The organism is Massilia sp. PWRC2 (genome assembly GCF_049896725.1).
GTDB lineage: Bacteria > Pseudomonadota > Gammaproteobacteria > Burkholderiales > Burkholderiaceae_D > JAFCUW01.
Genome location: NZ_JAFCUW010000005.1, coordinates 121,379 through 133,271, shown reverse-complemented (window position 1 = coordinate 133,271; position 11,893 = coordinate 121,379). Strand labels below are relative to the sequence as shown.

The window sequence follows — 11,893 nt, the reverse complement described above, 5'->3', positions numbered from 1 at the left end:
AAGAAGGCGCGCACGCCGTGGATTCGCCGCGGCCGCCACGCTGCCGCGCTGCTACGTGAGGGTGCCGCTATTTTTTTGCACTCGGCTGGACCCGGCCCGCGCAATCGACGCCGCCGGCGCGCTCGCCCTTCAATGCACCAGCGTTGCCTGCTGCACCGCCCGCGCAATCGCCGCCGCCGGCGCCCGCCGCAGCGGCTTGTTTTCCTTGCTATAAGCGTCGTCGGCCAGCATGCGGTTGGCGATGGCAAACCAGGCTTCGCCCGACACCACCGCGCGCGCCAGCGGAAACACCACCTGCCTTTCGCGCTCGAGCCGCTCGAGCAGGGCCACGCAGACGACGTCGACGCGGGCGCAAAACGCCGCCACTGCGGCGGCGCCGTCGAGCGCCCGGCCCGCATAGTCAGCGTCGATGGCGGCCAGTTGCCGTTCGGCGTCCTGGTGCAAGCGCTGCAACTGTTGCAGCACATCGGCGGCAGCGCTGGCAGCGGGATCGCTGGCCGCGGCAATGGCGGGGCCGACATGCTGGTCGACCTTGGCCCAGTGGGGTGCCTGCACCGCGCGCGCCAGCGTATCGCAGGCGAAATCGACGCGCCCTTCGCTGAGGCTGGCCTGCTCGGCGAAATGGCTGTGCACAACTTTTTGCAGCGACTGCAGGCTGGCGCGCAAACTTGCTTGTTCTACTGACAATGCCACGAGCGTATAAGTTGCAGTGAGCATGAATTCTCCTGACGGAACGGCGGCCTTGCGTGGGTGAGCGCCCGCTTGCCAACAAAACAGTCAACGCGGGACAATACGAATAAAAAAGCAGGTTAAAACCGGGTAAACAAAGACCAAATTGTGACGTGGGACCGGGCCCCTTGTGATTGTTAGTCTTGAGCTCGAAGAAACAGTGTAAAGACAGACCGGGGCGCAGAGTTTGATCTAGCGCAAACTCTCCGGGCTTGTATTGGCCGAAAGTGTCATCCGCTGGCGGCGCCGCAGCTCCTTCGACCATGCGTTATAGTTAACCATCGCCTGCGCTCACCCGCCCCTACACGTTCCCGCCCATACACTCTCCGCCCATGCGCCTGCTGCACACGTCCGACTGGCATCTTGGCCAGACCTTGCATAGTTATGACCGCAGCTACGAGCACCAGCAATTTCTCGACTGGCTGCTGGCCACCGTAATCGATCAGCAGGTCGATGCCTTGCTGATCGCCGGCGATATTTTTGATACCGCCAACCCGTCGGCAGCAGCGCAAAAGCAACTGTATCGCTTTCTGCAGCAGGCGCGCCAGCGGGCGCCGGCGCTCGACATCGTGCTCATCGCCGGCAACCACGATTCGCCGGGGCGGCTGGAAGCACCTGGTCCCCTGCTGGAGGACCACGGCACCAGCGTCATCGGCCACGTGCTGCGCAGCGCCGACGGCGACATCGACATCGCGCGCATGATCGTGCCGCTGCACGACGCCAGCGGCGCAGTAGCGGCCTGGTGCCTGGCGATTCCCTTTTTGCGTCCGGGCGATGTCCCGCGCATCGCTGCCGGCGCGGCCGGCGATCCCTACCTGGAAGGAATTGCCCTGCTCTACCAGCAAGCCTATGCGCTGGCAGCAGCGCGCTGCAGCGGCGGCCAGGCCATCGTCGCCATGGGCCACTGCCACATGGTCGACGGCCAGGGCTCGCTCGACTCCGAGCGCCGCATCGTCATCGGTGGCAGCGAAGCGCTGCCGGCGGCGGTGTTCGATGCCGGCATCGCCTACACCGCGCTGGGCCACCTGCACCTGGCCCAGCGCGTCGGCGGCAGTGAGCTGCGGCGCTACAGCGGCAGCCCGTTGCCGCTGTCGTTTGCCGAAGTGGGCTACCGCCACCAGGTGCTGCGGGTCGATCTCGGCGCCGACGGCAGCGCGGCGCTGGTCGAGCCGCTGCTGGTGCCGCGCGCGGTCGAGCTGCTGCGGGTGCCGGCCACCCCGCAGCCGCTCGATGCGGTGTTGCTGGCGCTGGCGGAGCTGACGCTGGCGGAGCTGCCGCCCGAACGCCAGCCGCTGCTCGAAGTGCGGGTGCTGCTCGAGGCCCCCGAGCCAGGCCTGCGCGCGCGCATCGAAACGGCGCTGGCCGGCAAACCGGTCCGGCTGGCGAAGATCGAACCGACCCGCAAGAGCGTGGCCGGCGCCGATGCCGACGCTGTCGAGGCCGCGCTATCGCTCGAGCAGCTGGCGCAGCTGCAGCCGGACGACATTTTCCGCCGCCTCTACCTGCAGCGCTTCGGCGCCGAAGCGCCGGCCGACCAGCTGGCCGCTTTTGCCGAACTGCTGCTGCCGGGCGCCGGCGAGGCGGTATGAGAATCCTGGCCATCAGCGGACGCAATCTGGCCTCGCTGGCCGCCCCCTTCTGCGTCGACTTCGAAGCGGCGCCGTTGGCCACCAGCGGCCTGTTCGCCATCAGTGGTCCCACCGGCGCCGGCAAGTCGACCCTGCTCGACGCCCTCTGCCTGGCCCTGTACGGCGCCACCCCGCGCCTGAAAACGGCGCGCAGCGGTGCCCTGGTACCCGATGTCGGTAGCGACACCGTCACCAGCGGCGACCCGCGCAGCCTGCTGCGACGGGGCGCCGGCGAAGGCCATGCGCAAGTCGATTTCGTCGGCAACGACGGTGTGCGCTACCGCGCCCGCTGGAGCGTGCGGCGGGCGCGCGCGCGCGCCGCCGGCGCCCTGCAGCCAGCGGTGATGACGCTGCAGCGCCTGCCCGACCTGCTGGCCATCGGCGCCACCCGCACCGAAGTGGCCGGCGAAATCGGCGCGCGCATCGGCCTGTCGTTTGAACAGTTTACGCGCGCCGTGCTGCTGGCACAAAACGAGTTTTCGGCGTTTCTCAAAACTGATGAAAACGAACGCGGCGAACTGCTTGAAACGCTTACCGGCAGCGTCATCTACAGCGCCATTTCGCGTCGCGCCTACGAGCGTTACCGGCTCGAACAAGAGCGCCTGCGCGCCCTGCAGGCGCGGCTCGCCGATCAGGCCCCGCTGCCAGCGGCAGCGCGCGCCGCGCTCGACGCCGACAGTGCCGCCGCCAGCGCCACCATGTACGCGCTCGAGCAGCGCCAGCGCCAGCTCGACCAGCTGGCCGGCTGGCAGCAGACGGCGACCGGGCTGCAACAGGCCGAGGCGGCGGCCGAACAGGCGCTGGCGGCAGCGCGCCTGGCCGCGGCAGCAGCCGCCACCCGGCGGCAGCGTTTGGCCGTGCTCGACGCCGTCGACGATGCGCGCCCGTTGCAGGCCGAAGTCGAACGGCTGCAGCGCGAGCAGCTGCAAGCGCAGGCGGCGCTGGCCAGCGCTGAAGGGGCCTTGCTGCTGGCCGACGGCGCCGCCGGCGCCGCCGCACTGGCCGCCGACAGCGCGCGGCACACCCTGGCAACGGCCGAGCAGGCGCTGCGCGCGGCGGCGCCCATGCTCGACCAGGCCAAGGCGCAAGATGCGGCACTGGCAGCGCTGGCGCCAGCCCACGCGCAGGCCGTGCAGGCGCGCGACGACGCCCGCGCGGCCGCCGACCACGCCGACGCCGAGGCGGCGCGCCTGGGCGCCTTACTGGCCGCGCTGCAGCAGGCGCATGCCGACGGCGCCGCTTGGCTGCGCGCCCACCAGTGTCTTAAACCGCTGGCGCAGCAGTGGCCCCGCTGGCAGCGCCTGCTGCAGCTGGCAGAACAGGCGCAGCAGCGCTGGCGCACGCTCGAACAGCAACGGGGCGCCGCCGAACAGGCGGCGCAGACGACGACGACACTGGCAGCTGCGGCCAGCAGCGCGGCGGCGCAGGCCCTGCAGGCCGTACAGGCGGCCGAACAGGCGCGCCAGCAGGCCGGCGCAGCGCTGGCCTGCATCGACCAGCCGGCCCTGGTAGTGGCCCGCCGCCAGGCCAGCGCGCAGCACGAGCAAATGCGTAGCGCACGCACGCTGTGGCTGGAGCTCAGTGCGCTGCGCCAGCGCGTTGCCAGCACCCGCAGCGAGCTCGCTGGCGCCAGCGCCGACGCCGCGCAGGCGCGGGCCGCTTTGCTGCAGGCCGACGGCGCCGCCGGCGCGCTCGGCGCCGCGGCCGCGCAGGCCGAGGCTTGCCTGCGCGCGGCTGAACTGGCGTGTGCCGACAGCGTTGAACAGTTGCGCGCGCGCTTGAGCGACGACGCGCCGTGTCCCGTCTGCGGCGGCCTCGAGCATCCCTATCGGCATGCCAGCCCCGCCCTGCACGCGGTGCTCCACCAGCTGCGCCAGCAAGTCGACAGCTGCCGCGCCGCCGCCGCCGCCAACCTGGCACGCCAGGCCAGCGCAGCTGCCCGGCTGGCGGCCAGCGAAACGCAGGCCGCCACGCTGCTGCCGGCCAGCGCGGCACTGGAGACACAACTGGCGCAGCTGACGGTGCAATGGCAGGCGCAGGCGCCACTGCAGAATCAGGGCAGCGACAGCGACATTCTGGCCTGGTTCGACGACCACCTGCAGGCAGTGGCCGCGCAGCTGCAGCGCATCGACGACAGCGAACAGGCAGCGCGCACGGCGCTGGCCGCGCGCGAGGCGGCCCGGCACGACTTCGATGCGGCCAGCATGCGCCATGTCAGCGCGTTAGAGCGCGCCAGCGGCGCGCGACTGGACGCCAGCAGCGCAGCGGCCGCGCTGGCAGCACTGTCCGACCAGGGCAGCCAGGCAGCCGACGCCTTGGTGGCACTGCTCGACGACCTCGAAGGTGCCTTCGATGGCGCCGCCGCCGACGATGAACAGTGGCACCAAGGTGAAGCGGCGCCGCCATGCTACGATTTCGGTTTTGCTGCCGCCGGCGGCTGGCGCGCCGCCTGGCAGGCCGATCCTGCGCGCTTTCGCAGCCGGCGCGCCGGCGAGGCGATGCAGTTCGAAACGCAGGCGGCCAGCGCGCCGCCGCGCCAGGCCAGCCTCGACCAGCTGCAGCAACAGCACCAGGGCGCCCTGCTCGCAGCGCTGCAGGCAGCGCGGCTGGCGGCCGAGGCGCACAGCGCATATAGCCGCCAAGACGACGACATCAGCGCGCGCCGCCGCCAGCGCGCCGCCTTGTGCGAAGGCGCCAGCGTGGCCAGCGTCGAAGCGCGCCTGCACGGCGCCATCGAGGGCGCACGCAATGGCGCTGCCAGCGCCGCCACCGACGCCGAAGCGGCGCGCATGGCCAGCGCGCGGGCGCGCGACCAGCTGGCGCAACAGCGCGCCGCGCTGGCAAGTTTGGGCGCTGCCGCCGCAACTGCCCGCAGCGCGCTGGTGGACTGGCTGCACGGCTTTGGCGAACGCCAGCCGCAACTGGCGGCGCCGGCCGACGTCGACGCCCTGCTTGCGCTGCTGGCTGAACCGCTGGCGGCGCGCCAGCACGAGCGGGCGGCGCTGACCGCCCTGGCGCAGCACGCGCAGGCCGCGCTGACGGTGTTAGATGAGCGCCGCCAGCGCAGTGCCATTCACCTCGCCCAGCTGCCAGCGGGTCAGCTCGACACTCTGGCCGACGACCTCGCCGCGCTGGCAGTGGCACGCAGCCAGGCCAGCGAAGCAGCCAGCGCGCTGCGCCTGCAACTGGCGCACGACGATGTGCGCCGCAGCAATGCGCAGGCGGCGCTGGCTGGCATCGACAGCCAGCAAGGGGTCGAGCGACGCTGGGGCCAGCTGGCAGAACTGATCGGCTCGGCCGATGGCAAAAAATTCCGCAATTACGCCCAGCAGTTCACCCTCGACGTCCTGCTCGGCTACGCCAATGCCCACCTGCGCCAGCTGGCGCGCCGCTATCGCCTCGAGCGGGTCAGCGGCGAGTCCGGCCCGTCGCTGGGGCTGATGGTGCGCGATCAGGACATGGGCGGCGAGGTGCGCGGCGTCAATTCGCTGTCGGGCGGCGAATCCTTCCTGGTGTCGCTGGCGCTGGCACTGGGCCTGGCCTCGCTGTCGTCGAACCGCGTCAAGGTGGAGTCGCTGTTCATCGATGAAGGTTTCGGTAGCCTCGATAGCGACACCCTGCGGGTCGCCATGGACGCTCTCGACGGCTTGCAGGCGATGGGGCGCAAGGTGGGGGTAATCTCGCACGTCCAGGAAATGACGGAGCGGATCGCCACCCGCATCGTGGTGCAGCCGTCCGGTGGCGGCAGCAGCAGCGTCAGTGTCGAATAAAACGACGGGCTGATAACGGGCTGATAACATGTGCCCCCTCCTCGCACTGACCACGCACCACTGACCACGCACCACTGATCAATCACCACTTACCAAGATACCGGACCAACCATGCTCAAAGCTGCCCGCACCCTCACCTTCAAATGCGCCAAGTGCGCCAAGGCCGTCAAGGTCAACCTGCAAAAGGTCTCGGCCTGCTCGCACATCCAGCCCTATATGGGGGTGTGTGCCTGCGGCGAAGTGCGGCTGCACGCCACCGGCAACCAGGCAGCAGTGGCATCCTTCCTCGCCTCGAATGGCCTCGACTGGTCGCACAGCCATTGATGGTCCCTTTATAATGGCCGATTGCCCGTCACCGATTGCCCGCCATGATTTCAGCCGCTCCCGCCACCACCCGCATCGAATGGCTTGAGGGCGACACCGCGCACGCGGCGCTGTGGCGCTCGCAAAGCGGCATGCCGGCGCCACGTCGCGTCGTCATCGCCAATGACCAGACCGCAGCCGATACCGCCTACCGGCTGGCGTGCGAAGGCACGGCGCTGCTGTGGCGCGGCGATTTTCAGAATGCCCGCCAGCTGCTGCAGGCGCTGGCGCGGCGCGCCGATGCCAGGCCGACCGGCAAGCGCGCACGCGCGCCCAAAGTGGCCGCCAGCCCGGCCGAAGCATTCCACCTGCACCGCCAGGCGCAGTCGCAGCGGGCACGCACGCTGGCCATGCTGGTCATTCCCTTCGAAGCCGATTACCGCATCGCCCTGCGCCGCGCCCCCGACGTCGCTTTGGCCTGCAATGAAGCATATGGCCGCCCCACCGAACCGTTCGTCGCCTCGCTGCGCGAGCTGCTCGGCGTGATCGGCGCCCACGAGTGGCGCAAGAACGGTGTCGACGTCGCCGCGCTGGGCGCGCGCATTCACCCGTGGTACGGGGTGTTCTCGCCCATCCGTGGCGAGTATCTGCAGCTGGTCGAACAGGCGCCGCTGCCGGCTGGCGCCACGCTCGCCTTCGACATCGGCACCGGCACCGGCGTGCTGGCGGCGATCCTGGCGCGGCGCGGCCTCGCCCAGGTCGTCGCCACCGATCTCGATCCGCGCGCGCTGTCGTGTGCCCGCGAAAACCTGCAGCGCTTGCAGCTCGACACCCAGGTCGAACTGCAGCAGGCCGACCTGTTCCCGCCCGGCCGCGCCGCGCTGGTGGTGTGCAATCCGCCGTGGCTGCCGGGGCGCCCCAGCTCGGCCATTGAACACGCCATCTACGATCCCGACAGCCGCATGCTCAAGGGCTTCCTGCACGGTGTTGGCGCCCACCTGGCGCCAGGCGGCGAAGCGTGGCTGATCCTGTCGGACCTGGCCGAACACCTGGGCCTGCGCCCGCGCGCCGCCCTGCTCGAGTGGATCGACCAGGGCGGCCTGCAAGTCATCGAACGCATCGACACGCGCCCGGTGCACCCGCGCGCCAGCGATGCCAGCGACCCGCTGCATGCCGCCCGCGCGGCCGAGCTGACCTCCTTGTGGCGCCTGTCGACACGATAGAAAAACCAGCCATTGCGCTGCAGCCTTCACCTCTGTATAATCGTTCCTGCGGGGTGGAGCAGTCTGGCAGCTCGTCGGGCTCATAACCCGAAGGTCACAGGTTCAAATCCTGTCCCCGCAACCAAACAATGTGTAACCGAAGCCCGACTCTTGCAGCCGGGCTTTTGTTTTCTGCGGACCGAAAAGGCGCCGTGGCAAACCTGCAGCAGCGAAGCACCACCGACGTACCATGAGAGACAAAAAAGACAACGCGACGCTGGACCTGGTTGGCTTTGACCACGACAGTCTGCCCAAGCTGGCCCTGGCGACAGCGGCAGTGCCGGCCGCGCCCAAGCGGGCGCTGCGCCCGCGCGGCCCCGCCCTCCAGCAACAGCAACTCGAACTGCTCGACGCCACCGACGCTTCCGGCCTGCCCGTCTGGCAGCGCGATGAAGGGCTCGACCTGAGCGGCCTGCCGATCTGGGCTGCCGCCTGATAAACTGCCGGCGGTAAGCGGCGCGCGCTGCCGGTCGCTGCGGGTCTGCGGACCGGCGCAGGCACGCCTCCCGCAAGCGGTGCCGGCCAGCTGGCCTGGCTGTTGCGGGCACTTCCCTTCACCTGTTATTCCATTCCAGTATCGGCCCACCATGACTTCGACCGCCTTCTCCTCCCTGCCGCTGGCGCCCTCCATGCTGGCCAATCTTGACACGCTTGGCTACACCGAGATGACCGCCATCCAGGCGGCCAGCCTGCCGGCCGTGCTGGAAGGGCGCGACCTGATCGCCCAGGCCAAGACCGGCAGCGGCAAGACCGCCGCCTTTGGCATCGGCATCCTGCATAAACTCAATCCGGCCTGGTTCGCCGTGCAGGGCCTGGTGCTGTGCCCGACGCGCGAACTGGCCGACCAGGTGGCCGGCGAATTGCGCCGGCTGGCGCGTGGTGAAGCCAATGTCAAGATCCTCACGCTGACCGGCGGCGCGCCGATGCGCCCGCAAATCGCTTCGCTCGAACACGGCGCCCACATCGTCGTCGGCACCCCGGGCCGCATCCGCGATCACCTGGGACGCGGTACCCTCAATCTGGGCCACGTACAAACCCTGGTGCTCGACGAAGCCGACCGCATGACCGACATGGGTTTTTACGACGAAATCGCCGGCATCGTCAGCGCCTGCCCGCTGCGCCGCCAGAGCTTGCTGTTCTCGGCCACCTACCCCGACGATATCCGCTTCGCCACCGAAAAATTTTTGCGCGATCCACTCGAAGTAACGGTCGAAGTGCGCCACGATGCCGGCCAGATCGAGCAGCGCTTTTACGAAGTGGGCTTCGACGAGCGCGACGCCGCCGTCGGCAAGCTGCTCAAGCATTTTAAGCCTGCCTCCACCCTCGCCTTCTGCAACACCAAGGTCCACTGCCGCGAGCTGGCCGCCGAACTGCGCAGCCAAGGGTTTACGGCGCTGGCCCTGTACGGTGAACTCGAACAGCGCGAACGCGACGAAATCCTGATCCTGTTCGCCAACCGCAGCTGCTCGGTGCTGGTGGCCACCGATGTGGCAGCGCGCGGACTCGATATCGCCAACCTGGGCGCGGTCATCAACGTCGACGTCTCCAAGGACACCGAGATCCACATCCACCGCATCGGCCGCACCGGCCGCGCCGGCGAATCGGGTCTGGCGCTGTCGCTGTGCGCACCGAATGAAAAAAAATGGGTGCGCCTGATCGAAGACTATCAGGGCGCCAAGGCCGAGTGGTATGACCTCAAGGCGCTCGACGGCGAAACGCTGGAAGCCGAAGCGGCGCCGATGGTCACCCTGGTGATCATGGGCGGCAAGAAGGACAAGCTGCGCCCGGGCGATCTGCTGGGCGCACTGACCGGCGACGCCGGCCTGACCAAGGAGCAGGTGGGCAAGATCAATGTCACCGAATTCCAGACCTATGTCGCGCTCGACCGCCACGTCGCCGACCATGCGTTCGAGCGCCTCAATGCCGGCAACCGGCTGGGACCGGACTTCGGCAACATCAAGGGGCGCAGCTTCAAGATGCGCTTTATTGATGCCTGAGCGTCTAGCCGCACGCCGTCCTTACAGCTTGATCTCGTAGGCCAGCCGGATGCTGGCCCAGGCAGGCTTGCTCGTTAGCGTCGTCAAGCCAGCCAGGCCATCACGGTAGCGCGCGCTCTCCTGGTGGCGTGCCGCCAGCAGATTGGCCGCCGCCAGCCGCCAGCTGCTGCGGGCGTCCACCCGCCACACTGCTGTCACACTGAGATCACGCCCGCTGCCACTATCGACGCTGACGCGCTCGGACTGGCCGGTGCGGGCGCCGCCCTGGATGGCCAGGTTGACGCCCACGCTCAAAGGCACGCCCTCGAAGCGGCGATCGACGCCGATGCCGGCGCTGAACGGCGCCTGATTCGGCAGGTGGTTGTCGGGCGCCGGCAAGCGCGCCACGCGCGACCAGTTGCGCGCCGCATTGGCGCGCAGTTCCATCCCCAGCAGCACTGTCTTGGCCTCGAGCTCGATGCCGCCAGCGTCGGCGCGACCGGCGTTGGCCGGTGTCGATATCCAGCGCTGCCCCAGTAGCCCGATCTGATCGATGATGACGTCGGCGATCCGGCGCCCGTACAGGCTGGCGCTGGCCATGACGTTCTTGGCAAAATAATGTTCATACGCCAGATCGAGGCCCCAGGCGCGTTCGGGCAGCAGCGCCGGATTACCCTGCTCGTCCGGCGTCAGCGGCGAATTGTTGTTGTCGATGGTGTAGCGGCGCATGGCCAGATTGGTCAGCGTGGGCAGTTTGAAGGTGCGCGTTACACCCAGTCGCAGCTGGCCGTGCGGCGAGGTGGCCAGGCGCGCCTGCAACAGCGGGCCGCCCGCATGCAGGCGCCGGCTTGCGCCATCGACCATGCTGCCGCCGCTGGCGATGTCAAATACTTCGTAACGCGCACCGAGCGAGAGTGCGAGAGTTGGGGTCACGGTCCAGTCATCCTGCAGGTAGAGCGCCAGCCGGTCCAGGCGCGCCGTCGACATCTCGGGCGCCGCCGCTGGTGCTGCACTGTCGTCTTCCTGGCGCGTTTCGCGGCGCTTCCCCATGCCGCTGTCCCAGCCGACCACCACGGCGTGGCCGTCATTGGGCGCATCGCGCCCATCCCGCTCGTTCGCTTGATTGCGCCCCAGCGTCCATTTGCCCGTCAGGGTCCAGCTATTTTCCAGCGCGCTCGAATTGACCACGCGGGTGACACTGTCGCTGGCAAGCACGGCGTCGCCGTTGAAAACGTTGACGGCGCCGCGCTGAAAGTGGCTCAGTCCCAGCTGCACTTCGAGGCGTGCGCCCTGCGCCATCTGGTGCAGCCAGACCAGGTCGTGGCGCAAGGTGACGGCGTTGGCGCGAAACAGCGCGCGGTTATCGGGAAAACTGGTGGGCGCGCCCAGCGTGGTGCGCTCGCTGCTGGCATTGGCATTGTGCAGGTCAAGAAAGCGCAGAAAATTCTGCGACGTCAGGGTGTCACCGTTGCTCAGCGTCCATGCCAGGCGCGGCGTCAGGTTCAGCGTCGGCCGGTGGGCGTCGGTGCGCACGCCGGTGCGCCGGCGCAGATCGACGGCGCCGCTGGCGTCGCTGCCGCTGTCGTCGTCGGTCGAGATGACGCTGCTGCGGGCGTCGACCGCCACCACGCCGAGCGCGGCTTGCCAGCTCGCGCCCGTGGCGCTGAACTGGCCGGCCACATCGGGCGCAAGACGATCGTGGCTGAGCGCCAGCGCCCCCTTCCACTCGCCTTCGGTGCGCGCTGCGCCCTTGCGCAAAATGATGTTGATGGTACCGGCGATGGCCTGCGCCCCCGTTTCGGCAGTGGCCACCCGCAGCACCTCGACGCGCTCGATCTGCTCGGGCGAGATGCTGTCGATGGCAAAGCCGTTCGGTGCCGGCTGGCCATTGAGCAACATGCGGGTATAGCCGTTGCCCAGCCCGCGCATGCGAATCTCGCCGCCACGCCCGGCCACCGCGCTGACGGTGATGCCGGGCACGCGGCGCAGGGCGTCGGCCACACTCTGGTCGCCGAAGCGCTGCAGCTCGTCGCGCCCGATGACGGTCATCGCTGCGGTGTCGAGCTGGCGCGCACGGTCGCGGGTGGCGACAATGTCGACACTGGCGGCGGCGGGCGCTGGCGGCGCGGCGACTTGTTGGGCCAGCGCGCAGGCAGGCAGCCAATACAGCAGGGAAGACAGCAAGCGCGGCGGAAAACAGGGATCAGGATGCATGGTGCGATGGT

The 11,893-nt window shown here is 69.1% G+C and carries 8 protein-coding genes and 1 tRNA gene; 7 read left to right on the top strand and 2 right to left on the bottom strand.

Going from position 1 to position 11,893, the window contains the following annotated elements; translation table 11 throughout:
• Positions 1-129 precede the first annotated feature (129 nt).
• Positions 130-717, bottom strand: coding sequence for a hypothetical protein (locus ACP7BZ_RS11850; protein WP_426113311.1), 588 nt, complete (start codon positions 715-717; stop codon positions 130-132).
• Positions 718-1,061: 344 nt separating this feature from the next.
• On the opposite strand from ACP7BZ_RS11850, the gene ACP7BZ_RS11845 reads away from it, so the two are divergent.
• The 7 genes from ACP7BZ_RS11845 to dbpA all read left to right on the top strand — a co-directional run bounded on the left by ACP7BZ_RS11845 (position 1,062) and on the right by dbpA (position 9,689).
• Positions 1,062-2,318 (top strand): exonuclease SbcCD subunit D C-terminal domain-containing protein, encoded by a 1,257-nt coding sequence (locus ACP7BZ_RS11845; protein WP_426113309.1) that lies wholly within the window; start codon positions 1,062-1,064, stop codon positions 2,316-2,318.
• On the top strand, positions 2,315-6,127 hold the full coding sequence (locus ACP7BZ_RS11840) for an AAA family ATPase (RefSeq protein ID WP_426113307.1): 3,813 nt from the start codon (positions 2,315-2,317) through the stop codon (positions 6,125-6,127). The genes ACP7BZ_RS11845 and ACP7BZ_RS11840 overlap by 4 nt, the downstream gene beginning before the upstream one ends.
• Positions 6,128-6,238: 111 nt before the next feature.
• Complete coding sequence (locus tag ACP7BZ_RS11835; protein ID WP_426113305.1) at positions 6,239-6,451, top strand: hypothetical protein; 213 nt, start codon at positions 6,239-6,241, stop codon at positions 6,449-6,451.
• Positions 6,452-6,495: 44 nt separating this feature from the next.
• Positions 6,496-7,653, top strand: coding sequence for a methyltransferase (locus ACP7BZ_RS11830; protein ID WP_426113303.1), 1,158 nt, complete (start codon positions 6,496-6,498; stop codon positions 7,651-7,653).
• A gap of 47 nt (positions 7,654-7,700) precedes the next feature.
• Positions 7,701-7,777 (top strand) — tRNA-Met (locus tag ACP7BZ_RS11825).
• A 105-nt stretch (positions 7,778-7,882) separates the two neighbouring features.
• Entirely contained in the window at positions 7,883-8,128 is a 246-nt protein-coding gene (locus tag ACP7BZ_RS11820; protein ID WP_426113301.1) for a hypothetical protein, read from the top strand.
• A 151-nt stretch (positions 8,129-8,279) separates the two neighbouring features.
• A complete protein-coding gene (gene dbpA, locus ACP7BZ_RS11815) occupies positions 8,280-9,689 on the top strand; it encodes an ATP-dependent RNA helicase DbpA (protein ID WP_426113299.1) in 1,410 nt (469 codons plus the stop codon).
• A gap of 21 nt (positions 9,690-9,710) precedes the next feature.
• Here the strand turns inward: dbpA and ACP7BZ_RS11810 are convergent, their stop codons facing one another.
• Positions 9,711-11,882 carry a TonB-dependent receptor plug domain-containing protein gene (locus tag ACP7BZ_RS11810; protein WP_426113297.1) on the bottom strand — a complete coding sequence of 724 codons (2,172 nt, stop codon included), beginning with the start codon at positions 11,880-11,882 and terminating at the stop codon, positions 9,711-9,713.
• Positions 11,883-11,893: the final 11 nt, after the last annotated feature.

Bases quoted from the DNA above. Each gene is read 5' to 3' on its own strand.
- ACP7BZ_RS11850 (WP_426113311.1), bottom strand. From the start codon at position 717: ATGCTCACTGCAACTTATACGCTCGTGGCATTGTCAGTAGAACAAGCA.
- ACP7BZ_RS11845 (WP_426113309.1), top strand. From the start codon at position 1,062: ATGCGCCTGCTGCACACGTCCGACTGGCATCTTGGCCAGACCTTGCAT.
- ACP7BZ_RS11840 (WP_426113307.1), top strand. From the start codon at position 2,315: ATGAGAATCCTGGCCATCAGCGGACGCAATCTGGCCTCGCTGGCCGCC.
- ACP7BZ_RS11835 (WP_426113305.1), top strand. From the start codon at position 6,239: ATGCTCAAAGCTGCCCGCACCCTCACCTTCAAATGCGCCAAGTGCGCC.
- ACP7BZ_RS11830 (WP_426113303.1), top strand. From the start codon at position 6,496: ATGATTTCAGCCGCTCCCGCCACCACCCGCATCGAATGGCTTGAGGGC.
- ACP7BZ_RS11820 (WP_426113301.1), top strand. From the start codon at position 7,883: ATGAGAGACAAAAAAGACAACGCGACGCTGGACCTGGTTGGCTTTGAC.
- dbpA (WP_426113299.1), top strand. From the start codon at position 8,280: ATGACTTCGACCGCCTTCTCCTCCCTGCCGCTGGCGCCCTCCATGCTG.
- ACP7BZ_RS11810 (WP_426113297.1), bottom strand. From the start codon at position 11,882: ATGCATCCTGATCCCTGTTTTCCGCCGCGCTTGCTGTCTTCCCTGCTG.